21 protein-coding genes are annotated in these 24283 nt (G+C 60.8%); 6 read left to right on the plus strand and 15 right to left on the minus strand.

All coding sequences use genetic code 11. The features are described 5' to 3' along the window. Positions 1 to 9: 9 nt before the first annotated feature. Positions 10 to 3705, minus strand: coding sequence for a methionine synthase (gene metH / locus AB5Z09_RS05990; protein WP_368194882.1), 3696 nt, complete (start codon positions 3703 to 3705; stop codon positions 10 to 12). Between the two features lie 216 nt (positions 3706 to 3921). Here metH and AB5Z09_RS05995 point away from each other — a divergent pair, with 216 nt between their 5' ends. Together AB5Z09_RS05995 and AB5Z09_RS06000 are read left to right on the plus strand one after the other, a co-directional pair. After that, positions 3922 to 5199 carry a sodium:proton antiporter gene (locus AB5Z09_RS05995; RefSeq protein WP_021231596.1) on the plus strand — a complete coding sequence of 426 codons (1278 nt, stop codon included), beginning with the start codon at positions 3922 to 3924 and terminating at the stop codon, positions 5197 to 5199. Between the two features lie 505 nt (positions 5200 to 5704). Beyond that, positions 5705 to 5881: a hypothetical protein gene (locus tag AB5Z09_RS06000; protein WP_005340085.1), complete on the plus strand. Its 177-nt coding sequence runs from the start codon at positions 5705 to 5707 to the stop codon at positions 5879 to 5881. A gap of 155 nt (positions 5882 to 6036) precedes the next feature. On the opposite strand, the gene AB5Z09_RS06005 is transcribed toward AB5Z09_RS06000, so the two are convergent. Beyond that, the gene (locus AB5Z09_RS06005; RefSeq protein ID WP_139476556.1) at positions 6037 to 6534 is read right to left on the minus strand and encodes a GNAT family N-acetyltransferase; all 498 of its coding nucleotides are present in this window, start codon (positions 6532 to 6534) and stop codon (positions 6037 to 6039) included. A gap of 128 nt (positions 6535 to 6662) precedes the next feature. Continuing rightward, the gene (locus tag AB5Z09_RS06010) at positions 6663 to 7484 is read right to left on the minus strand and encodes an HDOD domain-containing protein (protein WP_005357745.1); all 822 of its coding nucleotides are present in this window, start codon (positions 7482 to 7484) and stop codon (positions 6663 to 6665) included. A 169-nt stretch (positions 7485 to 7653) separates the two neighbouring features. Between AB5Z09_RS06010 and AB5Z09_RS06015 the strand changes: the two genes are divergently transcribed. After that, positions 7654 to 7920 (plus strand): hypothetical protein, encoded by a 267-nt coding sequence (locus AB5Z09_RS06015; RefSeq protein ID WP_005348674.1) that lies wholly within the window; start codon positions 7654 to 7656, stop codon positions 7918 to 7920. Between the two features lie 73 nt (positions 7921 to 7993). Here the strand turns inward: AB5Z09_RS06015 and aphA are convergent, their stop codons facing one another. Together aphA and AB5Z09_RS06025 are read right to left on the minus strand one after the other, a co-directional pair. Beyond that, positions 7994 to 8713 carry an acid phosphatase AphA gene (aphA, locus tag AB5Z09_RS06020; protein WP_263084871.1) on the minus strand — a complete coding sequence of 240 codons (720 nt, stop codon included), beginning with the start codon at positions 8711 to 8713 and terminating at the stop codon, positions 7994 to 7996. 106 nt (positions 8714 to 8819) lie between these two features. After that, positions 8820 to 9494, minus strand: coding sequence for an ATP-binding protein (locus tag AB5Z09_RS06025; RefSeq protein WP_368194883.1), 675 nt, complete (start codon positions 9492 to 9494; stop codon positions 8820 to 8822). A gap of 166 nt (positions 9495 to 9660) precedes the next feature. On the opposite strand from AB5Z09_RS06025, the gene AB5Z09_RS06030 reads away from it, so the two are divergent. From AB5Z09_RS06030 to AB5Z09_RS06040, 3 genes are all read left to right on the plus strand, one after another. After that, positions 9661 to 10980, plus strand: coding sequence for an MFS transporter (locus AB5Z09_RS06030; protein ID WP_019446502.1), 1320 nt, complete (start codon positions 9661 to 9663; stop codon positions 10978 to 10980). Positions 10981 to 11118: 138 nt separating this feature from the next. Next, positions 11119 to 11841, plus strand: a complete 723-nt coding sequence (locus AB5Z09_RS06035) for a MarC family NAAT transporter (RefSeq protein ID WP_204420549.1) — start codon at positions 11119 to 11121, stop codon at positions 11839 to 11841. A 159-nt stretch (positions 11842 to 12000) separates the two neighbouring features. Further along, the gene (locus AB5Z09_RS06040) at positions 12001 to 12204 is read left to right on the plus strand and encodes a hypothetical protein (protein ID WP_005340062.1); all 204 of its coding nucleotides are present in this window, start codon (positions 12001 to 12003) and stop codon (positions 12202 to 12204) included. A gap of 131 nt (positions 12205 to 12335) precedes the next feature. Here the strand turns inward: AB5Z09_RS06040 and tldD are convergent, their stop codons facing one another. From tldD to AB5Z09_RS06090, 10 genes are all read right to left on the minus strand, one after another. Then, on the minus strand, positions 12336 to 13784 hold the full coding sequence (gene tldD / locus AB5Z09_RS06045) for a metalloprotease TldD (RefSeq protein WP_181269643.1): 1449 nt from the start codon (positions 13782 to 13784) through the stop codon (positions 12336 to 12338). Positions 13785 to 13917: 133 nt separating this feature from the next. After that, positions 13918 to 14724, minus strand: coding sequence for a carbon-nitrogen hydrolase family protein (locus AB5Z09_RS06050; protein ID WP_181269644.1), 807 nt, complete (start codon positions 14722 to 14724; stop codon positions 13918 to 13920). A gap of 19 nt (positions 14725 to 14743) precedes the next feature. Further along, positions 14744 to 15331 carry a nucleotidyltransferase domain-containing protein gene (locus AB5Z09_RS06055; protein ID WP_181269645.1) on the minus strand — a complete coding sequence of 196 codons (588 nt, stop codon included), beginning with the start codon at positions 15329 to 15331 and terminating at the stop codon, positions 14744 to 14746. Further along, positions 15328 to 15660, minus strand: a complete 333-nt coding sequence (locus AB5Z09_RS06060; protein ID WP_181269646.1) for a Dabb family protein — start codon at positions 15658 to 15660, stop codon at positions 15328 to 15330. Before AB5Z09_RS06060 ends, AB5Z09_RS06055 begins: the two co-directional genes overlap by 4 nt. A gap of 34 nt (positions 15661 to 15694) precedes the next feature. Continuing rightward, positions 15695 to 19588: a YhdP family protein gene (locus AB5Z09_RS06065; protein ID WP_368194850.1), complete on the minus strand. Its 3894-nt coding sequence runs from the start codon at positions 19586 to 19588 to the stop codon at positions 15695 to 15697. Beyond that, complete coding sequence (gene rng / locus AB5Z09_RS06070) at positions 19589 to 21058, minus strand: ribonuclease G (protein ID WP_005340056.1); 1470 nt, start codon at positions 21056 to 21058, stop codon at positions 19589 to 19591. A gap of 95 nt (positions 21059 to 21153) precedes the next feature. Then, complete coding sequence (locus tag AB5Z09_RS06075; RefSeq protein WP_005340055.1) at positions 21154 to 21741, minus strand: nucleoside triphosphate pyrophosphatase; 588 nt, start codon at positions 21739 to 21741, stop codon at positions 21154 to 21156. A gap of 2 nt (positions 21742 to 21743) precedes the next feature. Next, entirely contained in the window at positions 21744 to 22229 is a 486-nt protein-coding gene (gene mreD, locus AB5Z09_RS06080) for a rod shape-determining protein MreD (protein WP_368194851.1), read from the minus strand. Beyond that, positions 22229 to 23119: a rod shape-determining protein MreC gene (gene mreC, locus AB5Z09_RS06085; protein ID WP_005340053.1), complete on the minus strand. Its 891-nt coding sequence runs from the start codon at positions 23117 to 23119 to the stop codon at positions 22229 to 22231. Before mreC ends, mreD begins: the two co-directional genes overlap by 1 nt. Positions 23120 to 23161: 42 nt before the next feature. Then, on the minus strand, positions 23162 to 24202 hold the full coding sequence (locus tag AB5Z09_RS06090; protein ID WP_368194852.1) for a rod shape-determining protein: 1041 nt from the start codon (positions 24200 to 24202) through the stop codon (positions 23162 to 23164). Positions 24203 to 24283: the final 81 nt, after the last annotated feature.

Here is a 24283-nt window from a genome sequence, read left to right on the forward strand (position 1 = left end):
ACGCGGGAGTCAGTTCAGGTTTGGTCCCAGCCAGCGCTCGGCCTCTGCCAGCGTCATCCCCTTGCGAACAGCGTAATCTTCCACCTGATCTTGCTGGATCTGCGCCACCGCGAAGTATTTGCTCTCGGGGTGGGAGAAGTACCAGCCCGACACCGCCGCACCCGGCCACATGGCGTAGGATTCGGTGAGCTGCATGCCGATGGCCTGCTCCACCTCCAGCAGCTCCCAGATGCTCCCCTTCTCGGTGTGCTCCGGGCAGGCCGGATAACCGGGGGCCGGGCGGATGCCCTGATAGTTTTCGCGGATCAGCTCCTCGTTGCTGAGCGCTTCATCGGGGGCATAGCCCCAGTGCCGCTTTCGCACCTGCTCGTGCAGATACTCGGCAAAGGCTTCGGCGAGACGGTCGCACACCGCCTGAATGAGGATGGCGTTGTAGTCATCATGCTGCGCCTTGTAGGCTTTGGCGATGGCCTCCTCACCGATGCCGCCGGTCACCGCGAAGGCGCCGATCCAGTCGGGCTTGCCGCTCTCTTTCGGCGCCACATAGTCCGCCAGACAGTAGTTGGGGAAGCCCTGCTTCTCGCTCTGCTGGCGCAGGTGGTGCAGCACCTTGATGACCTCGGTGCGCGACTCGTCGCTGTAGACCTCGATGCTGTCCCCTACCGCATTGGCCGGGAACAGGCCGACCACCCCGGCGCAGCGCACGCTCTGATCCTTTTCCAGCTGATCCAGCATGGCGTTGGCGTCGGCAAACAGCTTGGTCGCCTCCTCGCCGATGATCTCGTCCTCGAGGATGCGCGGATACTTGCCCGCCAGCTCCCAGCTGAGGAAGAACGGCGTCCAGTCGATGTAGGGGCGCAGCACCGAAATGGGCACATCTTCGAACTTCTGCACCCCGAGCTCGCGGGGCTTCGGCGGCTGATAGCCAACCCAGTCCAGCTGATGCCGGTTGGCGCGGGCATGAGCCAGACTGACCGGGCGGGAGCGCGGCTGCTTGCGGGCATGCTGATCCCGGGCGATCTCGTACTCCTTGTCGATGCGGGCGACAAACGCCTCCTTGAGATCCGGACTAAGCAGGCTCTGGGCCACCCCTACCGCGCGGGAGGCGTTGGAGACATAGACCACAGGCTCCGAGTAGTTCTGCTCTATCTTGACCGCAGTGTGCGCCTTGGAGGTGGTGGCACCGCCGATCAGCAGTGGCAGCTTGAAGCCCTGACGCTCCATCTCCTTGGCCACGTGCACCATCTCGTCCAGCGACGGGGTGATGAGACCCGACAGCCCGATGATATCGGCGCCGACCTCCCGCGCAGTCTTGAGAATGGTCTCGCAGGAGACCATGACCCCGAGGTCGACAATCTCGAAGTTGTTGCACTGCAGCACTACCCCGACGATGTTCTTGCCGATGTCGTGCACATCACCCTTGACGGTGGCCAGCACGATTTTGCCATTGCTGGAGCCGCCCGACTTTTCCGCCTCGATATAGGGCTGCAGATAGGCCACCGCCCGCTTCATCACCCGCGCCGATTTCACCACCTGCGGCAGGAACATCTTGCCCGCACCGAACAGGTCGCCGACCACGTTCATACCATCCATCAGCGGCCCTTCGATGACGTGCAGCGGCTTCTCGGCACCGGCGCGCGCCTCTTCGGTATCCTCTTCGATAAAGTCGGTGATCCCCTTGACCAGTGCGTGCTCCAGCCGCTTGCCCACCGGCCAGCTGCGCCACTCCTGATCCCGCGGATCCTCAGCCTGTGCACCGGCACCGCGATACTTCTCGGCGATGGCCAGCAGCTCCTCGGTGGCGTTGTCATTGAGGTTGAGCACCACCGCCTCGACCTTCTCTTTCAGCTCCGCCGGAATGTCTTCATAGATGGCGAGCTGACCGGCGTTGACGATCCCCATATCCATACCGTTCTTGATGGCGTGGTAGAGGAAGACGGCGTGAATGGCTTCCCGCACCGGCTCGTTGCCACGAAACGAAAACGAGACGTTGGAGACGCCGCCGGAGATCATGGCGTGGGGCAGGTGCGTTTTGATGTCCTTCACCGCCTCGATGAAGTCCACCGCGTAGTTGTTGTGCTCATCGATGCCGGTCGCCACCGCGAAGATGTTGGGGTCGAAGATGATGTCTTCCGGCGGGAAACCGACCTGATCCACCAGGATCCGGTAGGCACGCTGGCAGATCTCGAACTTGCGGGCGCGGGTATCGGCCTGACCCGCTTCATCGAACGCCATCACGATGACGGCTGCGCCGTAGCGGCGCAGCAGTTTAGCCTGCTGAATGAACTTCTCCTCCCCCTCTTTCATGGAGATGGAGTTGACCACCGGCTTGCCCTGCACGCACTTGAGGCCCGCTTCCAGCACCTCCCACTTGGAGGAGTCGATCATCACAGGCACCCGGGCGATATCCGGCTCACCGGCGATGAGGTTGAGGAAGCGCACCATGGCCGCTTCGGCGTCCAGCATCCCCTCGTCCATGTTGATGTCGATGATCTGGGCGCCGTTCTCTACCTGCTGCTTGGCAACATCGAGCGCCTCGTCGTAGAGCCCCTCCTTGATCAGCCGCTTGAACTTGGCCGAACCGGTGACGTTGGTGCGCTCCCCCACGTTCACGAACATGGACTCGGGGGTGATGATCAGGGGCTCGAGGCCCGACAGGCGGCAGACCACCGGCAGCTCGGGCAGCACACGCGGCTTGATGCCCGCCACAGCGTCCGCCATGGCGCGGATATGGGTCGGGGTGGTGCCGCAGCAACCGCCGACCATGTTGAGGAAGCCGCTTTGGGCCCACTCGCGGATATGCTCTGCCATCTCACCCGCATCGAGGTCGTACTCGCCGAACGCATTGGGCAAACCGGCGTTGGGGTGGGCGCTGACGCAGGATTCGCTGATGCGAGACAGCTCCTCCACATACTGGCGAAGCTCATCGGGCCCCAACGCACAGTTGAGGCCGAACGAGACCGGTTTGACGTGGCGCAGCGAGTGGTAGAAGGCTTCGGTGGTCTGGCCGGAGAGGGTACGGCCGGAGGCATCGGTAATGGTGCCGGAGATCATCACCGGCAGGCTGTAGCCCAGCGCCTCGAACACCCCTTCCACCGCGAAGGCGGCAGCCTTGGCGTTGAGGGTATCGAAGATGGTTTCGATCAGGATGATGTCAGCGCCGCCCTCGATCAGGGCATGGGTCGATTCGGTGTAGGCGGCCACCAGCTGGTCATAGGTGACGTTACGCTTGCCGGGATCGTTCACATCCGGCGAGATGGAGGCGGTACGGTTGGTGGGGCCCAACACCCCTGCCACGAAACGCGGCTTGGCGGGATCTTTTGCCGTCCACTCGTCTGCCACGGCGCGGGCCAGACGGGCGGCTTCACGGTTGATCTCGGCCGAGAACTCTTCCATCTCGTAATCGGCCATGGCGATGCGAGTGGCGTTGAAGGTGTTGGTCTCGAGAATGTCGGCCCCGGCAGCGCAATACTGCTCGTGGATCTCGCGGATCACCGCCGGACGGGTCAGCACCAGCAGATCGTTGTTGCCCTTGATGTCGGTATGCCAGTTGGCAAACCGCTCACCCCGATAATCCGCCTCACCGAGTTTGTAGCCCTGGATCATGGTGCCCATGGCCCCGTCGATGATCAGGATCCGCTCCCTGAGGCAGGCTTCCAGCTTCTTTGTTACGTCCGACTGCTTGCTCGGCTCTCTGCTCGACATTACGTTCGACACCGCGTGTTCCTCTTACATCCATGCAACTGCGTAAACAGCATCCTAACAGCAAACAAATAAAATGGAAATCTAGCCGTCTATCAGTCCAAATGCGCCACCATATACTCATTTATGGGTAATGAGTAACATAGGGCCCGAGAGTAACCTATGCCCGTCCTGCATAGGGATACGTGCTTGCTGTCTACCAACGAGAAAAAAATAACTATGAGCGTCTACTACACACTCTGTTTTCTGGCAGCGTTGGCGATTTTTATCGCCTTTGCCAACCAGTATGTTGTGAAGATCCAGACCACCATCGCCATTACTGCGGGCTCCATGCTGATCTCCGCACTGCTGGTGCTGTTTGGCAAACTGGGTTGGTTCAATCTGGAACCTCTTGCCGTCAAGACCATGGAGAGCATCGACTTCCAGAACTTCCTGCTGAAGGGGATTCTGGGCTTCCTGCTGTTCGCCGGTGGCCTTGGCATCAACCTCAAGGCGCTGCGTAGCCAGAAGTGGGAGATCACCATTCTGGCCATCATTGCCACCCTGCTCTCCACCTTCCTCATCGGCTACGGCTTCTGGTTTATCGCCAAGCTGCTGGGCTGGGAGTTGCCGCTGGTCTACTGCATGCTGTTCGGCGCGCTGATCTCCCCCACTGACCCGATTGCCGTACTGGCCATCGTCAAGAAGATGAAAGCGCCACCCCAGATCGCCATCCAGATCGAAGGGGAATCCCTGTTCAACGACGGCGTTGGCCTCGTCATCTTCGCTACCGTGTTTGCCGTCGCCTTTGGCGGTGTCGAGCCCACCTTTGGTAGCGTAGCCGGTCTGTTCCTGCACGAAGCCCTCGGCGGCATCCTGTTCGGTGCCGTGCTGGGCCTCATCGCCCACGTGATGATCAGCGCCACCGACGACGGTTCATTGGAGCTGCTGCTGACCCTCTGCATCCCGACCGCCGGTTTCGCCTTTGCCAACATGATCGGCGTCTCCGGCGCACTGGCCATGGTGGTCACCGGCATCATGATCGGCAACTGGACCCGTCACTCCGGCTTCTCAGAGCAGAGCAGCCATCACCTGGATCACTTCTGGGAGTTGATGGACCAGTTCCTCAACGCCCTGCTGTTCCTGCTGATCGGTCTGGCGCTGGTACTGCTGGATCTCGCCTGGCGTGACTGGATCCTGCTGGTCATTGCGGTGCCGCTCTGCCTGGGCGCCCGCTTTATCAGCGTGTCGCTGCCCTATGTGGCTTTCCGCCGATTCCGCAATTACAACACCTTCTCGGTGCGGATCCTCACCTGGGGTGGCCTGCGCGGTGGTCTGGCGATGGCAATGGCACTGGCACTCCCCTCCGGCGTCATGATGATCCCGGAACATGGCGTCGACCTGCGTCAGGTCATCCTGGTGATGACCTACTCGGTGGTGATGTTCTCCATCGTGGTGCAAGGCATGACCATCACCCCGATGATCACGGCTGCCAAGAAGGCCTGTGGCGACTACTGAGTCGGCCCACTGTGCTGATTGCAGAATGAGAGAGGGCTCCCGTCGGGAGCCCTCTTTTTATGACTGATAGCTGCGAATATTTACTGCTGATAGCACCTTGATTACACAGAGGAAAAGCGTACTGACTTCAACATCGACAAATTATTGTTTGCTTTTTATTCATTTCGAGGAGAGAATGCGCGTCGGCTAGTTAATCAGCCTGTTTATGTTTGCCCTGCAATGCTTCACCTCACGATGAATCCTGTCAGTACCCGCATAACCTTCTTCTGATTTACTCGCCTTGAGAACCGTCAGGCTGTCTGCCTGCGTTGCCCGGCTCTCACGGTGCAGACCCGATCTGCCCACCCAATTTGATTTATGCATCAGCATATTCCTTGAAAGTGCAGACGCCCTTTAACCGGGCTGGGTATTCCTGCGCGCTTGTCGTTCACCCAATCGACCGCGCCCATTGACCTGACATTTGCCAATACAAGGAGCAAACACCTAATTTATATAGAGAAATACCATGATGAAAGCAGTACAAACACACAAGCCCCTGCGTCGCAGCAAACCCATCAACCTGCCTGTGCAAGAGCACGACAATGATGCGTTTCTGATCCAGTTCAGCACCCGCTTCAGCGGCGGTTTCGCCATCTCCTGTGATGGTATCGCTGGCGAGTTCTCCATCGAAGACCTCAACTGATCCTGCCTGCCCTCCGGCAGCGCCCGATGCAGACAGGCCGCAACTCACGGCGGCCTCTTTGCTTCTCTCTCACGCCTTTAGCCAGACCCGGGCTCTTGCTTGTCACTCAGCCTGACAGCCACCTCGCCATTCGCTTTCCCGCTCTCTGACCTTGATCACTGCTCCAGCAGCAGGCACTCATCAGCATCTTCGCTCAACTTGACCAGTCGACTGCGCACCAGCCCCAGCTTGGCCAACAGGCCGATGGATCGCTCGTTGCCCGGAGTGACGATGGCAACTACCTGCCCGATCCCCAACCGGCTTTTGCCATCGGCAAGGGCAGCCTGCGCCGCTTCAATGGCGTAGCCCTGACCGCGATATTGCGGCAGGAAGGCGTAACCGATATCGACCTGCTCCAGGGTATCGCGCTTGATCAAACCGCAGATACCGAGGCTGGCACCGTCCTCCTTGCGCTCCACCAGATAGAGTCCGTGACCATAGCGGGCATAGCTGACCGCCGGTCCCTGCTGGATATACTCCTGCGCCTGTTCGAGGGTGCGAATGCCCCGATCACCGATGTAGCGATAAAAGTCGCCGTCATTGAGCAGCTCAAGGATGAAGGGGGCGTCGGTGACGATCATTTCGCGCAGGATCAGACGGGAGGAGGCAATCATGGCAAGGGCTCTCAAACAAAAAGTGAAGGGCAAAGAGTGCCCCGTCACTCCCGGGCTGGCAAGCCTGTGGCACCATCGGCCATGAAAAAGGGGCCGCGTTGGCCCCTGATGAGATGGGATAAACGGGCTCAGGCAGCCAGCAACCCAGCGTAGCCATTACCCTGCTCGCGCAGCGCAGTGAACTGGGCGGCGCAATCGGCCCAGCTCAACCCCAGCGCATCTGCCACCTTGTGGGGCCACTCGGGTGGCGCCTCTTCCCCCACATCGGATTGCGCAGCCAGCACGATCGCCAGATGGATCAACCCGGCCTCGGCGGAGAACTCCTTGGCCAGCATGGGGTTGTAGTGATACTCCACCGCATTGCTGATGGTCTCGGGGAACTTCCAGTAGCGTGCCATGGCCGCCCCGACCTGGGCATAGTTGAAGCCGACCACCAGCTCTTCCGCCTTGGCCCGTCCCTTGTGCAACTCCAGATCGTGGATGTGATGGACGGTGTTTTCCGGCAGCCCCACATGCATCACCAGTCGGCCAAGATCGTAGAGCAGGGCGCAGGTAAAGACCTCATCCCCCTTCATCCCCTTCTTCACCGCCAGACGACGCGCCAGCTCCGCCACATTGAAGACGCAGCCCCAGAAATGTTTGAGGTCAATGCCGGGCACCGCAGTGACCGATTCGGTCAGCCCGCAGGCCAGCACCATGTTGCGCACCATCGCCAATCCAAGCCGCACCGCGGCCTCATTGACGGTGCCGATCTGACGACTGCTGCCGAATTTGGCCGAGTTGGCCAGACGCAGCAGCTTGGCGGAGATGACAGGGTCCTTGTTGATCAACTTGCTGATCTTGAGCAGATCCGGATCCTTTTCATTGAAGGTCTGGATCAAATCGCGCATCACTTCCGGGATCTGGGGCAGTAGCTTGGGCTCGGCCAGCAGGGAATCTATCGTGGGCATAGGCGTGTCCATCCATGTTATCTGTGTTCCAACCTGTTTGCCTTGGCAAACTCCTCCTAATTATGGGTAACAAATGGCCTCCCCATCGGATTGTTTATTCGCTGGTCATTCAAGGTGTTAGTCACATTCAGGCTATACTGGCCGCCACATTCACTGTTGCGGATATCCCATGAACGACACTCAGGAATTTTTTGATGAAGACGCGCTGCTGGAGATGGTGGAGAACCAGCTCAACGACGGTCACCCGCCCCATGTGAAGGCGACCCTGATGCGGCTGGTAATGAAGGGCACCCCGCGGGAAGAGGCGCTGCAATATATCGCCTGCGCCCTCGGGGCCGAGCTGATGGCGATGGAGGCCGATCAGGGCCCCTTCAATCTGACCCGTTACGGCGAGTTCCTCGACAGCCTGCCCGAGATGCCGTGGGCAGACGACTGACCCGAGCTGGATGACGGATGCAAAAAGGGCGGGTGCCAATGGCCCCGCCCTTGTTGCATGGATCCGCTCCGGATCAGAACTGGGAGTTGATGATCACCTCTTCCCCCAGCGCCCCTGCCAACGGCAGTGGCCGATAGCTGGAGTTGGCGGCCCGCAGCAGACGAATGCCGCGAATGCCGACCTCCTGCGCCGCCTTGATATCCCCGTCGGCGTCGCCGTAGAAGAGCTTCATCTGCTTATCCTTGAGCCACTGCACCTTGGTGTTCTGGCCCGGCTGATCACCGGCGAAGATCACCGGATTGAGCTGGTCGGCCGGAATATTCATGGTCTGCTGCAAGGTCTGGCTCACTGTTTCGGTCTTGGTGGCCGAGCGGCCGGTGACGAAATAGATGTGGTCACCGCGCTTGAGATGCATGGCGATGAGCGCCTTGCCCACCTCTTTCGGCATGCTGAACGCATCCCAGCCGTTATTCATCTTCTCCCAGAAGGCGGGGTTCTTCAGATAGCTCTCGTCATTGGGCGAGAACTCCTGCTTGCCGCGATAAAAACCCGGGCTGGAGAAGAGCAGGGTATCGTCGATATCAAACCCGACCGCCATCGGTGGCAAGCCATCCAGACTCTTGGCAATCTGCTCCACTGATACCCAGTGGATTGGCGCCTGCTGGGCCAAGGTGACGGTGGTGACACCGGCAGGGATCGGCTGAACGGTAGCGGCTTGACCCGCGACTACAGGCAGAGAGAGGGCAGCAGCCAGCAAGGAGGCAAGCAGCGCCGGACGAGAGATGTGTTTCATAAGGCAGGTTGTCATCTTGAATCAAAAGAGGGGGCCAATAGTGCCCCCATCCCGCCCTTCAAATCTGTGAATGCTCCTGCAAAAGGGAGCATTTGACGCCCTATAATTAATCCTTGATTGGCAGCAGATCGGTAAAGACAAAGCCATCGCGCAGCACTGTCTCGCCGACCCGAATGCCGAGCGGACGGGAGAACATGGGGCCATCATAGGCCAGGGTGTGAAACTCGCCGTTCTCACCGCATGGGTCAACGCCCTCCGGCAGCGCCGCCAGCAGTGCCTCGTCAAACTCATGGCCCCCCAGCGCACCATCCAGCTTTTTCGGATCCAGGGTGCTGATCTTCGCCTTCAACCCCGCCGTCATCATCTGCTGCGCCAGTTCACGGGTATTATTGCCCCAGAGCGGGAAGAGTGGTTCGATGCCGGTGCCTGCCAGCTGCTTTTCACGGTAGGCGCGCACATCCTCGAGGAACAAGTCGCCAAAGGCCATATGGCGGATCCCCTGTGCCACCACATCGGCGATAAAGCCGGTCATGATGCGGGCGTAATCCTCGTTGCTGCAGGGCCAGGGCAGATCGATGGTGATGAGAGGCAGCCCGACGCAGGCGGCCTGCTCGGTCAACAGCTGCTTGCGCACCCCGTGCATCGCGACCCGCTCGAATGCCTGATTGAGGGTGGTAAACAGCCCCACCACCTCGATGGCGGGATCTTGCCGCAACTGATGCAGTGCCCATGCGCAATCCTTGCCGCTGCTCCAGGAGAGCAGTACCCGTTTCTTTTCCATCATTCCTCCGCCAGCGGGGCATTCGGATTGCCCCAAAAAGATGCAAGACAGTGTTGCGAATTGCGCGATTTACACACAAGAGGCAGGCAGCATACTCTCGATCACCTGTATATGCCCCTTGCACGGGGTGACAATAACTAAAAAAACCGATGGGAAACATACGGATATGACCACGACCACACAACAGCACGATCACGCCCGCCCCCTCAATCGACAGGATTACAAAACCCTGAGTCTGGCTGCCCTCGGCGGCGCGCTGGAGTTTTACGACTTCATCATCTTCGTCTTCTTCGCCGTGGTCATCGGCGAGCTGTTCTTCCCGGCCGACATTCCCGAGTGGCTGCGCCAGTTCCAGACCTTCGGCATCTTCGCCGCCGGTTATCTGGCCCGCCCGCTTGGCGGCATCATCATGGCCCACTTTGGCGATCTCATCGGTCGCAAGCGGATGTTCACCCTCAGCATCATCATGATGGCGCTGCCGACCCTGTTGATCGGTCTGTTGCCCACCTATGCGGTGCTCGGCATCGGCGCCCCCATCGCCCTGCTGGGACTGCGGATCCTGCAAGGCGCTGCCATCGGCGGTGAAGTGCCGGGCGCCTGGGTATTTGTCGCCGAGCACGTCCCTGCCCGTCGGGTCGGGGTCGCCTGCGGCACGCTCACGGCGGGATTGACGGCCGGCATCCTACTTGGCTCCCTCATCGCCACCGCGGTCAACAAGAGCCTGACACCAGCCGAAGTGAGCGACTGGGGCTGGCGAGTGCCCTTCCTGCTCGGTGGTATCTTCGGCATCGTCGCCATGTACCTGCGTCGCTGGTTGCACGAAACCCCGGTCTTCGCCGAGATGAAAGCCAACAAGACCCTGGCCGATGAGCTCCCCCTCAAGTCGGTGCTGCGCAACCACAAGAGCAGCGTGGTGGTCTCCATGCTGCTCACCTGGCTGCTCTCCGCCGGTATCGTGGTGGTGATCCTGATGACCCCCACCTATCTGCAGAAGGTTTATGGCATCAGCCCGGCCGACGCCCTGACCGCCAACTCGCTGGCGATCGTTGCCCTGACCCTCGGCTGCATCGTCTATGGTCGACTGATCGACCTGCTGGGCAGCGGTCTCACCTTCATGTTCGGCTCCCTGCTGCTGGCGGGCTCCAGCTACGCCTTCTATCACGGTCTGGCGGCCGGTACGAGCCAGCTGGTACCGCTCTACATGCTGGCAGGCTTTGCGGTCGGGATTGTCGGTGCCGTGCCTTACGTGATGGTCAACGCCTTCCCGCCGGTGGTGCGCTTCTCCGGTCTGTCGTTCTCCTACAACGTGGCCTACGCCATCTTCGGCGGCCTCACCCCGATGGCGGTGACCCTCTGGATGAAGAGCGACATGCTGGCCCCCTCCCACTATGTGGTGAGTCTGTCGGTGCTGGGTTTCGCCATCGGTCTCTGGCTCTGGTTCCAGCAACGGGCCATCCGGCAGCAGCAAGCGCCGCAAGCGGCCTGACCCGAACAACAAGCCCCGGCATCTGCCGGGGCTTTTTTGTACTGCTTATGTTCAGTTTCGCCAACATAAGATAGCCTCCCTCTGGGGCCTGCCACCCGCGTCGCCCCATGACTTCCAACTCTTTATCCGAGGCTCAAGATGTTCTTTCAGGTCGTATTACTCACCTTGCTGGCGCTGCTGCCCATGGTCAACCCGCCCACCACGGCCACCCTGCTGCTGGGGCTGAGCAAGGGGATGTCGCGCGAACACGTGCGCCGTCAGGTCAATCTGGCCGCCATCTATCTGTTCTGCACCCTCTGCATCACCTTCTTTATCGGATCCTCGATCCTGGATCTGTTCGGGATCTCCATTCCGGGCTTGCGCCTGGCCGGTGGCCTCATCATCGGCTTTATCGGCTTTCGCATGCTGTTCCCCGCCCCCAGCCAGCAGAGCGGGGTCGATATCAACCAGAGCATTGCCTTCGTACCGCTCACCATGCCAAGCATGTGCGGACCGGGCACCATGGCGCTGGTGATAAGCGGGGCCGCCCAGATCGCCGAGCTGCCTGACGAGTACAACCGCCTCACCATCTACGTCGGTGTGGTAACGGCGTTTGCCCTGATGAGCCTGATCAGCTGGGGAGTATTGAAGCTGGCGGATCCGGTCTGCAAGATCCTGGGCGCCACCGGCATCGATGCCATGACCCGCATCATGGGCTTCCTGCTGGTCTGCATGGGTATGCAGTTTTGCATCAACGGCATCAAGGAAGTGGCACAGGATCCGGTCTTCCACGGCGGCCAGACCGTGCAAACCGCACCGGCGCTACCAAAGGCTTCCGGCACGTTTGATCAGTTGCCGCAGAAGCCTACCGGCTCTGATTGAAAACGGTATCAAAAAGTCCCTGACGATCTGCATTGATCTTGTCCCTGATCATGTTATTGACACACAAATGAGTTAGTTTGTTTTTCATACAGACTTTATTCAGATGGACGCTGATAGGTTTGTTGATGAATACCCACTCAACTTCAGGAGAGTATGCAGATGGACAAGATGCTGACCGAAATAGGGAGCCATAGCCTGTTTCACGAGTACCTGAACGTGGTTGGGATTGCGAGCCCATCCCTCGCCAAGATCGAGCAACGCTGGGAATATAAAGATCAAGAGCAGCTGGTTGCCAAAATCCAGATCGACAAACAGGGTAACGCTCGCTATTTCATCGACGCCCGCGCCATATCCGTCAACTGATACCGAATAACCCGCCAGCCCCGGTCCACCGACCGGGGCTTTTTGTTGCCTGTGGTTCCATGAATAGCAAAACCCCGGCAAGAGCCGGGGTTTGAATGCATCGGGTTACGCCGCTGCGCGGCTAACCCAACCTACGACGTGCCACCCACGGTGAGCTGGTCCAGTTTGAGGGTGGGCTGGCCGACACCGACCGGCACGCTCTGCCCCTCCTTGCCGCAAATGCCAACACCGCGATCCAGCGCAAGATCGCAGCCCACCATGGAGACCTGGCTCATCGCTTCGGGGCCGTTGCCGATCAGGGTCGCGCCCTTGATGGGGACAGTGATCTTGCCATCCTCGATGAGGTAGGCCTCGGAGGCGGAGAAGACAAACTTGCCGGAGGTGATGTCCACCTGACCGCCACCGAAGTTGGGGGCATAAATGCCCTTCTTCACCGAGGCGATGATCTCGGCCGGATCGTACTGGCCCGCCAGCATGTAGGTGTTGGTCATGCGCGGCATCGGCATGGCGGCGTAGGATTCGCGGCGACCGTTGCCGGTGAGCTGCACCCCCATCAGACGGGCGTTCTGCTTGTCCTGCAGGTAACCCTTGAGGATGCCGTTCTCGATCAGCACGTTGTAGCCACCCGGTGTCCCCTCGTCGTCGATGGAGACGGAGCCGCGCCGACCCGGCAGGGTGCCATCATCGACGATGGTGCAGTGCTTGGAGGCCACCTGCTCGCCGATGCGGCCAGCAAATGCGGAAGATCCCTTGCGGTTGAAATCCCCCTCCAGACCATGACCTACCGCCTCGTGCAGCAGCACGCCGGGCCAGCCGGAGCCCAACACCACCGGCATGGTGCCGGCTGGCGCGTCGATGGCTTCCAGATTGACCAGCGCCTGACGCACCGCTTCACGCACATAGCCAAAGGCGCGGCTCTCCAGTCCGTCCAGTTCGAGGAACCAGTCGTAACCAAAGCGCCCGCCGCCACCAGCACTGCCACGTTCGCGGCGATCGCCCTTCTCGGCGATCACGGTCACCGACAGACGCACCAGCGGACGCACATCGGCAGCCAGGGTGCCGTCGGTGGCGGCCACCAGCACCTCTTCGTAGACGCCGCTGATGGAGGCCATCACCTGATTGATGGCGGGATCCAGACTTCTGGCGAACTTGTCCATCTGCTCCAGCAGGGCGATCTTCTGATGCTTGTCGAGGGTCTGCAGCGGATCCATGGCCGGATAGAGCAGGTTCGCTTCGGTGCGGGCCCACGCCTTCACCTTACCGTGAGCACCGGCAGCGGCAATGCCACGGGCGGCGGTCACCGACTGTTGCAGCGCCAGCAGGCTCAACTCGTCCGAGTAGGCGAAGCCGGTCTTCTCGCCGCTGACGGCACGCACCCCGACCCCCTGATCGATGTTGTAGCTGCCATCCTTGACGATGCCATCTTCCAGCATCCAGGACTCGTGCCAGCTGCGCTGGAAATAGAGATCGCCGAACTCCACCTGATGGCTCATCAGGCTGCCGAGCAGCTGCTGCAGGCGCCCTTCGTCGAGATCGTTCGGGGCCAACAGGGAGGCACTAACCTGGCTCAATAGACTCAATCTTCTTCTCCACTCTCGTAACGAGCTGTTTTAAATCGTCTTGCCGACGGGTTGGCGACAAGCCACACCATCACAACAAACGGGCATGCTCCAGCACGGGCAAACGGCTGCGTTTCAATTTTTCACCACACCATCAGAGCAAACGGGCGTGTTGCAGCACTGGCATGGTGCGTTTCAATTCGTCGATAAGCCCGGGCTCCATCTGCGCCAGCACAGTGCCGCGCCCGGACTCTTTGCTCGCCAGCACCCGACCCCAGGGGTCGATCACCATGCTGTGGCCCCTGGTCTGGCGCCCTGTCTCGTGAGTGCCGCCCTGATTGGCAGCGACTACGTAGCACTGGTTTTCGATGGCGCGAGCCCGCAGCAGCGGCTCCCAGTGCGCCTCGCCGGTCACGGCGGTAAAGGCGGCAGGCACCAGCAGCACGCGGGCACCGGCACGGGCCAACTGACGGTAGAGCTCGGGAAAGCGCAAATCATAACAGATCGAGAGGCCGAGGGGACCAAAGGGAGAGTCCACCAGCACAGGCTCCTCGCCGGGGCTGAAGGTCTCCGACTCCCGATAGCGGCCGTGATTATCCGCCACATCCACGTCGAACAGGTGGATCTTGTGGTAGTGGCCCCTGAGCTCACCGCTTGGGTCAAACACCAGCGAGCTGGTGTGGATATGGTCGGAACCTGAGATGGTGGTCGGCATAGCCCCGGCCACCAGCCAGATGCCATAATCGCGGGCCCATTCAGCCAGTTGCTGCTGGATCGGACCCTCACCTATGGCCTCGGCCCCATCCAGATAGCCCTGCCGTTCGCCAAACAGGGCGAAGTTTTCCGGCAGCAGCACCAGCAGCGGCCGCTCTTTGGGCAAGGCCGCCAGTTCAGTGGCGATCTGCTCCCGGTTATCCTGCCAGTGACGGCCAGATACCAGCTGTATTGCGGCTAACCACATGACGTTCTCCTTGTCCGCATTAATCGCGATCCACAATATTCGGGTCTTTATCCATCTCGCCCAGCAGCTTGCGAAGATGATGCCTGACCAATCCCCGCTGGCCACGCTCCGCCCATTTGAGGCAATCGAACAACTCCCAAACCAGGCCATCCCCTTCGGCCATATAGGCAGGAAAGCCCCAATGGCTTGGGGCAGGGCCAGATACCTCCAGCGCACCAAGGGAGGAAGTTTTATCGAACAGTGGCAAATAAGGTTTGGCAAGGGGGAACTCAGCCCCCCGATCAAGGATGTGGATCTCGATGCTGGACATGTCGAGGAATATGAAGCGCCAGTATGAACAGACCTCTTCATGTCTTCCTTGCCAGCAGTGAAAGATGGGCCGAGCCCCCACAATGGTGCGCACCAGTTCGTCTCCCTGCTTATGGAAGCCGGGCTCGGCCAGCAACAAGAGATCGACATCGGATACCCGGTCTGCCTTGCCCTTGGCGAGCGACCCAACCACTACCCCGGCATCAATCGCAGGATGGGCTGCGCCATGTTTCATAACCGATTCCAGCAGTGCGCGCTGCAGTGGCGGGATGGCAGACCAGCGCTCATCCTTCATCATGACGGAACCCCGACAGCAACCGCATCCCCGGGCTGCAGGGTGTAATCCAGCACTATGATGCGCTCCAGCACCGGGCGAAAGATGGCCTTGAGGGCATCGTGATCAGGATGGGGCAGATAGCGCTGGCGGGCCGCTTCGTCGGCGAAGGTCATCAGCACGCTGTGGGTAAACCCCTCGGCCCTCCCCTCCGGACTGTCATCCCGACCCCACTCCACAGCAGTCACGCCGCTGACCTGATGGGGAATGGCGAGAAAGGCGGTACGCACCGCATCTATCTGGGCAGGCTGGGTGTCCGGCTTGAAGGCGATCAGCAGGATATGTCGGATCATGGCTCACTCCTTGTGATGGTGCCGGGCCGCTCTTTCAGCGCTGAGCGGGCCCTGCGTGTTTGGGGCTCAGCAGGAAAGGGGTCACCTCTTGCGTCGACAGGCTGGGAGCAACGGCGTCAACCGCCTCTTTCTGCTGCTGGTTGAGCTTGATGCGTGCGCGATCTCGTCCCGCCTCAATCAGCTTGGGTGCGTCGAGCGGCCCCGAGATGCGAAAATCGATGCGGGTCACCACATCCACCACCGGCTCCAGCAGTTTGGAGAGGGCCAGCACATAGAGACCCGTGACCGGCGTGATGGAGAAGGCCGCCACCACTGGCAGGGTGCCCCCCAGATTGGGGGAGAAGCTCAGCTCGTAGTCGAGCCGCCAGCGCACCAGATCGGCGATCCCCTCGCCGCGCAGGTTGCCTGCCGCCCCCTTCATATAGAAATCATCGTTGCTGACCTGCCCCTGCTTGATGGTGGCAGAGGCGGACATGGATTCGAAGTAGAAGCCCTTGTCGAACACATCGCGAAAATCGAGCCGCAGTTTGCGCAGCAGGGAATCGAGGCTGAGCAGGGAGAGCAGTCGCGCCCCCTTGTCGTTGACCTCCCGCAGGGTGCCACCCTCCAGCTGATAGTTGGCACTTCCCCCCAAGGTCGGCAGGCTCGGGCGATAGGGCACATCCTGCCAGTTCAGATCAAAAGCGAGGGAGCCGGGGGCATCGCCGATGGGCGAGGTGTAGCCGAGCTGCTTGAGCAGTAGCTCGCTGTTGTTGCTGGTCAGCTTGCCACGGGTGCGGGTCTGCATCCGGTTGCCATCGGCCAGCCAGTCGACGCTGCCGGTGAGCTGACTCCCCGCCAGCCGCACATCCAGCCCCTTGAGTGTCACCTTGTTGGCGCCGGGCACCAGCTCCCCTTTCACTTCACCAAGAGGTAGCTCGCCAAAGCGGCAATCGACACAGCTCACCTTCAACCAGGGGATGGATGCCATGATGGCGTTGTCCTGTTTGGCATCGGGATCCGGGCTGAGATCCGAACTCTTGCCAGACCAGTAGATGCGGGCAAACTTGGCGTCGACCGGGCGATTGGCCACTGCGGGCAGGCGGATCACCCCCATCACATCGGGACTGTCGATCATCACCTCGGTCGCCTGATTGGTCGGCCCCACGGTGAAACGCGCCGCCTTGAGGGTGGCACTGCCGATATAGGCGCGAGCCAGCTGTCCATCCACCCACCACTCCTGCGGCAGGAAGGCGGGGCCAACCACCGCATTGCCAGTCTGGTTCTGCGCTGGCAGCCACTGCTTGAGTCGCGCCAGCCAGCCACCGACATCGGCCTCCTGCTGGTTGATGGCGAGCAGCATGGGGGCATCGCGCATTACCCGGGCGCCCGGCTGACCCACATCGACCCGCACCCGACTGAGATAAGGCACCCCTTCGCCGTAGACCAGTCGGGTCTGCATATCCACATCAGCCCCCAGCACGGCGCGAATGTCGGCGCTGCCATCCCGGCCACGGGCGATCACCTTGAGCGGCAGCCGGCTGGCGCTGCTCTTGGCCAGCGGCAGCGGCAGATCCAGCGCCATCCCCTGCAGGTTGGAGTCGAGCGCCAGCTGGAAGCTGAACGGCTTGCTGTCGGGCAGGGTCAACCCGAGCTTGCCGCCCCAGTTGCTGCGACCGTTGAGGATACCGTACGAGGAGATGGCTGCGGGCTGGCGGCGGCTATCCCACTGCCCCTTGAAATCGAGGTCGACCTGATAGTGATCCGGATGCTGGCGCCCCTGATAGTCGAGGGTCAGCGGCTGGTTCCACAGGCTCGCCTTGAGGTTGCTGAAGCGGGTCTGTTCGTTGTCATATTCGAGGCGCCCCTGCACCTTCTCCAGCGGCAGGTCCAGACTGGCGACCCGCACCTTGTTGTTGCTGAAGGTGGCATCACCGCTCGCCTTGACCTCGCTTTCGCCATCGAGAGGAATATCGAGCTTGACCGAACCAGCCATCGGGCCGCGGATCTCGATCTCCCGCAGCGCCTGACCTACCGAACTGCCCAGCGGGGAGTCCTGCAGGTAGTCGCTGATGGCCTTGCCCTCCCCCTGCACCTTGGCATCCACATAGAGATGAGCGCCGGGGGAGAGATCCGGGATCCAGGCATGCACCGAGTCAGAGCTCGCCTTGCCGAGTTTGGTGGATCGGCTGCGCATATCGAGACCGGCATTCTGGAACAAGAGATCGATCTGCAGGTCGGTGAGCGGTTGCCAACCGGGGAAGAACTCGTAGGTGGCCTGCTCCAGCGGCACCGCCACCTGGAAGATGCCCTTGCCGTTGTCGTAGGGAAAGTCCCTGAACTCGCCATACCAGAGCAGGTCGGCCCCCTTGGCCTTGCCCCCCTTGATGGCGCCGCTCAGGTAATCCACCAGCCCCTTGTCCATCGCCTGCAGCGGGAAGTAGCGATCCGCATGGCCCGCATTCTTCACATCGATGCGGCCGGTCAGGGCCAGGAAAGGGTGCTCGAACAGATCGAGGCGGAAACGGCTGGCCAGGGTCAGATCCGGGTTATCCAGCGCGATATCCTGACCGTAGAGCACCCAGCCCTGTTCCTCGCGCCACCAGTCGAGGCGGGCCGAGAAGTTGTCGACCGGGATCGGCATCTTGAAGTGACGGGCGGGATCCACCTTGTCGTTCGCCAGCGCCAGTCTGGCGCTACCACCGGTCGGGGTAAGCCAGAACTCGCCGTTGAGATCCTGCATCCCGGGTATATCCTGCCACGCCTTGAGGCGCACCTTGCTGAAGCGGCCACTGAGGGAGAGATCCTGCCAGTCGGCGTTGGCCAGCAGCGTCAGATCCTGCACCGAACCCTGCGGATTGGTCTGGCGCAGGGTCTCGCAGAGTGTGGGGTAGAGCGCCGAGACCAGCTGACTGATCTGGGTGATCTTGTCGAACTCTATGCTGGGCAGATAGCCCTGCACCCGATCCCCGATCCGCTCCAGCTGCAAGCGGCTCTGCAACCAGGGCTTGCCATCCAGCTTGAAGGTGACGTTATGGCTCGCCAGTTGCCAGTCGGTGCCCTCACGGCGCAGCTGGATCTTGCCTCCATCGAGGCCGAAACGGTGCATCTCCCCTTTCTTGGGATCCTTCCAGATCAGGTAATTGTTGCCAAACGCCAGCAGGGTATTGCCCAGTTTGCCGCTGTCAAACTCGCTCCAGAGCTGGAAGTCGAGCTGACCGGCAACCTTGGGTTCGCCCGCATGGATCTTGGCCAGGGTCGGGGTGATATCGAGCTGGCGGGCCCCCAGATAGAGCTGACCCTTGAGGCGATCGAGCCGGGCAGTCGGGGCGTCCACATCCAGAATCAGATCGAGGGTGCTCTCGCCCACCCCGTTGATGAGGTAAGCCTTGCCGACCCCCTGATGGCGCTTGCCACGGTTCTGCCAGCGTAGTTGGGCGATGTCGAGGGCACGCAGATCACCGAGGGAGGTGGTGATGCTGAGACGGGTATTGTGCACATCGAAGGTGGAGAGCTGGGTCAGCAGAAAACGCAGCAGGGCGCCCTGCTGGGGATCGCCGGAGGGGCTCTCGTCAGCCGGTTGGCGCAAGTCGATGGTGATATCGCCATCGCTCAGGATCAGCTCGCCAAACACCGGCTTGAGCTCGTTAATGGTGCGCCAGAAGTCGAGGTGTACCCAGGCTTTGCCGAGCTGTACGGTAAAACGCCCCGAATCCGGGGCGATGGCAAGTTGCTGTAGTTCGAGCGCGGGCCCGGACTGTGTCCAGTCCAGCCCCACTTGCTCCACGCTGACCTTGAGTTGTGAATCACCCAGCAGAGTGTGGATCAGACTCTCCCGGTATTGATTCAGCAAAGGGCCCCCGACCCGTACCAAGGTGACCAGCATGGCCATCAGTACGAACAGAACCCCCAGGGCCAACCAGCCCCGACTCAGCCAGCGATAGACCAATTACATCATCACCACGTCGAACTGCTCCTGACCGCAGAGGGGTTCGCTCACTACCCGCACCTGCTTGCCGATGAACACTTCCAGCTCCGCCAGACTGTGGGACTCCTCGCCATGGAGGTAGTCGGCCACAGCCGGGGCCGCGTAGACGGTGAACTGATCCGCATCGTAGGCACGATTGACCCGGATGATCTCCCGCAGGATCTCGAAGCAGACCGACTCCACAGTCTTGACCCGGCCGCGCCCCTTGCACTCGGGGCACTCGGAGCAGAGCACATGCTCCAGACTCTCGCGGGTGCGCTTGCGGGTCATCTCCACCAGACCCAGCTGGGAGAAGCCGTTGACGTTGGTCTTGGCGCGATCCTTTGAGAGCGCCTGCTCCAGACTGTGCAGCACCCGGCGGCGGTGATCCTCGGACTGCATGTCGATGAAGTCGATGATGATGATGCCGCCGAGATTGCGCAGGCGCAGATGACGGGCAATGGCCGCCGTCGCCTCGACGTTGGTGTTGAAGATGGTCTCTTCCAGATTGCGATGGCCGACAAAGGCGCCGGTGTTGATATCCACCGTGGTCATGGCTTCGGTCTGGTCGATGATGAGGTAGCCGCCGGATTTCAGCTCTACCTTGCGCTCCAGCGCCCGCTGGATCTCGTTCTCCACGTCGTAGAGATCGAAGATCGGCGACTCGCCGGGGTAGTACTCCAGCTTGCTGGCCAGCTCAGGCACGTACTCTTCGGTGAAGCGTTTGAGCTGATCGAAGCTCTGGCGCGAGTCAACGCGGATCTTGTCGAGCTCGGCGCCGACAAAGTCGCGCACCACCCGAAATGCCAGACTGGGATCCTCGTAGAGGATCTTGCAGGGTGGATACTTCTGCTTGCGCTCGAGGATCTTGCGCCACAACCGTTTCAGGAAGGCGGCATCCTGCTCCAGCTCCTGCTCCCCCACCCCTTCGGCAGCGGTGCGGATGATGTAGCCACCCAGCTCATCCACATAGCCGGCCACGGTACGCTTGAGACGCTCGCGCTCGGCTTCCGACTCGATGCGCTGGGAGACGCCGACGTGGGCACTGCCCGGCATAAAGACCAGATAGCGGGATGGCAAGGTGATATCGGTAGTGAGACGGGCACCCTTGGTACCCAGCGGATCTTTCACCACCTGCACCATGATGTCCTGCCCCTGACGCACCAGCTCGGCGATATTGCCGACCTGGAACTGCTCCTTCTCCTTCACCGCCACACATTCGGTGTGCGGCACGATGTCGGAGGCATGGAGAAACGCCGCCTTGTCCATGCCGATATCGACGAATGCCGCTTGCATGCCGGGCAGCACCCGACTGATCTTGCCTTTGTAGATATTGCCCACGATGCCGCGTTTGGCCTGACGCTCTACATGCACTTCCTGCAGCAGACCGTTTTCGACCAGAGCGACCCGGGTTTCGGAGGGGGTAACGTTAACCAGCAGTTCTACCGACATAAGTAACCTTGCCTGTTCCAGTTTTGAATTCTATAGAGCCAATCCGGTACAACGCGCGCAAGGGAGAAACGCAGCAGAGCACAGCTGACGGGAAATTATTTGAGCTGTTCCAGATGATGCTTGATCAGCAGGTCTGTCTCCAGCAGGGGCAGGCCGACCACGGCGCTATAGCTCCCTTCGATGCGGCTGACAAACTTGCCGGCAATACCCTGAATGCCATAAGCCCCGGCCTTGTCACAGGGCTCACCGGTCTGCCAGTAGGCCTCGATCTCGGCCTCGTCCAGCTTGCGAAACGCCACGTTGGTGGTGACCAGACGCACGTCACAACGATCCTTGCTGGCCAGCGCCACCGCCGTCATCACCTGATGCACCTTGCCGGAGAGGGACTCCAGCATATCTTTGGCATCCAGCAGATCGGATGGTTTCTCCAGCACCCGGTCGCCCAGCACCACTATGGTGTCGGCACCCAGCACCGGCAACGCCGTCGGCGCACACGCCACGCCCGCCATCGCCTTGTCACGGGCGAGGCGGCAGACGTAATCCTGCGCCTTTTCACCCTCTTCCCGCTGCTCGGGCACATCCAGTTTCAGCACCTCGAAGCGGTAACCAATCTGGGTCAGCAGTTCACGGCGACGGGGAGAAGCCGAGGCGAGATAGAGTTGTGGTTCGTTGTTTTTGTTCATATTTACCTGATATTGAAGCGGCGCCGCACCTTGCGCAGCACCAGAAACACCCAGGGCCATATTAGCATCGTCGTCAACGTCGACCAAAAGTAGGAGAAGTTGAGACTGGCCTGGCTGAACAGATGCTCGGCCCAGAATACCGTCATTTTACCCACCAGCGAGAGGCCACCGATGATCAGTGCCTGCTGCCAGAGGGAGAAGTTGCGGATCTTCTGGAACTGGAAGGCCGCCAGATAGGTGGTGATGGCCATCGCCATCGCCCGCACGCCGAGGGTGCTGCCAAGCAGCACATCCAGCAGCAGGCCCGCCACCCAGGCGGTGCCAACGTTGGTCCGGTGCGGCAAGGCTAGTGCCCAGTAGATGAGCACCATGACTAGCCAGTCCGGGCGGAAGGGGTCAAATTCGAAAGGAAGCGGCAGGATCGACAGGCTCAAGGCCAGCAGGATCGAGATCCAGATCCAGATCCTGCCGCTGGCGGGTTCTAGCATCAGCGGGTGGCTCCTGCGGCGGACGCAGCGGGAGCCGCCCGTTCGCCATCCTCATCATGTACTTCAGGCTTCTTGTCGGTCCACAGCAGCAGCAGATAGCGCAGTCTGTCCAGCTCCACCAGCGGCTTGGCCTCGACCTGGGCGAAGGGCTTGCCCTCCACATACTCGGAGCGGGTCACGGTCGCCACCGGATAACCTTCCGGGAAGCGGCCACCCAGACCCGAGGTGACCAGCAGGTCACCCACCTGAATATCGGTGTTGCGCGGCAGGTTGCGCAGCTCCAGCTTGTCGAGCTCGCCACTGCCGGAGGCAATGGCGCGCAAGTCGTTGCGCAGCACCCGCACCGGAATGCCATGGCTGGAGTCGGTGATCAGCAGCACGCGACTGGTGGTGGAGCCCACGTGGAGCACCTGACCAATCACACCCTGATCGTTGATCACCGCCTGACCGTTGTAGACGCCATCCAGCGCCCCCTTGTTGATCAGCACCTGATGGCTGAAGGGGTCAGAATCCACCGACAGCAGCTCAGCCACCATCTTGCGGGACTCCTTGTGCACCGGCGAACCGAGCAGCTCACGCAGCCGCTGGTTCTCGTGTTCCAGCTGATCCATTTTGAGCAGACGGGCCCGCAGAGTGAACAGTTGCTGCTCCTGCTGCTTGGTCTGCTCGATGAGATCGGCGCGGGTCTGCACCTGGGTCGACATGGTGTCGAGCAGGGTACCCGGCGCATTGGCCATGTATTGCAGGGGACTGACTAACGAACTGAGGTAGACGCGGACATGGGTAAACACACCGAAGCGGGAATCCGCGACGATGGCAGCAATGGAGATGATGACGGCGAGAAACAACCGTAACTGAAGCGAAGGGCCTCTACCAAAAATGGGTTTCATGGGTCGTCAAAAAAGAGCCGGCACGCTGGCCGGCTTTGGGTCTTATTCGTAGTGGAACAGATCGCCACCGTGCATATCGATCAGCTCCAGCGCCTTGCCGCCGCCACGGGCCACACAGGTGAGGGGATCTTCGGCCACGACGACAGGAATGCCGGTCTCTTCCATCAGCAGACGGTCGATATCTTTCAGCAGTGCGCCACCACCGGTCAGCACCATGCCGCGCTCGGAGATGTCGGAAGCCAGTTCCGGCGGAGACTGCTCCAGCGCCACCATGACGGCAGCCACGATACCGGACAGCGGCTCTTGCAGCGCTTCCAGGATTTCGTTGGAGTTGAGAGTGAAGCTGCGCGGTACACCTTCAGCCAGGTTGCGACCACAGACTTCAATCTCACGCACCTCTTCGCCCGGATAGGCGGAGCCGATCTCGTGCTTGATGCGCTCGGCAGTCGCTTCACCGATCAGGCTGCCGTAGTTGCGACGGACGTAGCTGATGATCGCCTCGTCAAACTTGTCGCCACCGATACGGACGGACTGGGAGTAGACCACACCGTTCAGAGAGATGATGGCCACTTCAGTGGTACCACCACCGATATCAACCACCATGGAACCGGTCGCTTCGGAGACCGGCAGGCCGGCACCGATGGCAGCAGCCATAGGCTCGTCGATCAGGTAGACCTCACGGGCACCGGCGCCCAGTGCGGACTCCTTGATGGCGCGACGCTCAACCTGGGTTGAACCGCACGGTACACACACCAGCACGCGCGGGCTGGGGCGGAAATAGTTGTTGTCGTGAACCTGTTTGATGAAGTGCTGCAGCATCTTCTCGGTCACGTAGAAATCGGCGATCACGCCATCTTTCATCGGGCGGATTGCGGAAATGTTGCCCGGGGTACGGCCCAGCATCTGCTTGGCGGCATGACCGACAGCAGCGACCGATTTGGCGTTCCCGCGCTCTTGGCGAATGGCGACAACTGAGGGTTCGTTAAGGACGATCCCTTGATCTTTTACATAGATCAGGGTGTTGGCAGTTCCCAAATCGATCGACAGATCGTTGGAAAAGACGCCTCTGAGCTTTTTGAACATGGCTACGGGAAATCCTAAGAATTTGGAGGTGCAGAAAACCGGCTAACTTTACCAATGCCCACCCCAATGGGCAAGCGCTCA

Source organism: Aeromonas sp. R2-2, from assembly GCF_040908355.1.
In the GTDB taxonomy this organism is placed as follows: domain Bacteria; phylum Pseudomonadota; class Gammaproteobacteria; order Enterobacterales; family Aeromonadaceae; genus Aeromonas; species Aeromonas veronii.

Bases quoted from the DNA above. Each gene is read 5' to 3' on its own strand.
- metH (WP_368194882.1), bottom strand. From the start codon at position 3,705: ATGTCGAGCAGAGAGCCGAGCAAGCAGTCGGACGTAACAAAGAAGCTG.
- AB5Z09_RS05995 (WP_021231596.1), top strand. From the start codon at position 3,922: ATGAGCGTCTACTACACACTCTGTTTTCTGGCAGCGTTGGCGATTTTT.
- AB5Z09_RS06000 (WP_005340085.1), top strand. From the start codon at position 5,705: ATGATGAAAGCAGTACAAACACACAAGCCCCTGCGTCGCAGCAAACCC.
- AB5Z09_RS06005 (WP_139476556.1), bottom strand. From the start codon at position 6,534: ATGATTGCCTCCTCCCGTCTGATCCTGCGCGAAATGATCGTCACCGAC.
- AB5Z09_RS06010 (WP_005357745.1), bottom strand. From the start codon at position 7,484: ATGCCCACGATAGATTCCCTGCTGGCCGAGCCCAAGCTACTGCCCCAG.
- AB5Z09_RS06015 (WP_005348674.1), top strand. From the start codon at position 7,654: ATGAACGACACTCAGGAATTTTTTGATGAAGACGCGCTGCTGGAGATG.
- aphA (WP_263084871.1), bottom strand. From the start codon at position 8,713: ATGAAACACATCTCTCGTCCGGCGCTGCTTGCCTCCTTGCTGGCTGCT.
- AB5Z09_RS06025 (WP_368194883.1), bottom strand. From the start codon at position 9,494: ATGGAAAAGAAACGGGTACTGCTCTCCTGGAGCAGCGGCAAGGATTGC.
- AB5Z09_RS06030 (WP_019446502.1), top strand. From the start codon at position 9,661: ATGACCACGACCACACAACAGCACGATCACGCCCGCCCCCTCAATCGA.
- AB5Z09_RS06035 (WP_204420549.1), top strand. From the start codon at position 11,119: ATGTTCTTTCAGGTCGTATTACTCACCTTGCTGGCGCTGCTGCCCATG.
- AB5Z09_RS06040 (WP_005340062.1), top strand. From the start codon at position 12,001: ATGGACAAGATGCTGACCGAAATAGGGAGCCATAGCCTGTTTCACGAG.
- AB5Z09_RS06050 (WP_181269644.1), bottom strand. From the start codon at position 14,724: ATGTGGTTAGCCGCAATACAGCTGGTATCTGGCCGTCACTGGCAGGAT.
- AB5Z09_RS06055 (WP_181269645.1), bottom strand. From the start codon at position 15,331: ATGATGAAGGATGAGCGCTGGTCTGCCATCCCGCCACTGCAGCGCGCA.
- AB5Z09_RS06060 (WP_181269646.1), bottom strand. From the start codon at position 15,660: ATGATCCGACATATCCTGCTGATCGCCTTCAAGCCGGACACCCAGCCT.
- rng (WP_005340056.1), bottom strand. From the start codon at position 21,058: ATGTCGGTAGAACTGCTGGTTAACGTTACCCCCTCCGAAACCCGGGTC.
- AB5Z09_RS06075 (WP_005340055.1), bottom strand. From the start codon at position 21,741: ATGAACAAAAACAACGAACCACAACTCTATCTCGCCTCGGCTTCTCCC.
- mreD (WP_368194851.1), bottom strand. From the start codon at position 22,229: ATGCTAGAACCCGCCAGCGGCAGGATCTGGATCTGGATCTCGATCCTG.
- mreC (WP_005340053.1), bottom strand. From the start codon at position 23,119: ATGAAACCCATTTTTGGTAGAGGCCCTTCGCTTCAGTTACGGTTGTTT.
- AB5Z09_RS06090 (WP_368194852.1), bottom strand. From the start codon at position 24,202: ATGTTCAAAAAGCTCAGAGGCGTCTTTTCCAACGATCTGTCGATCGAT.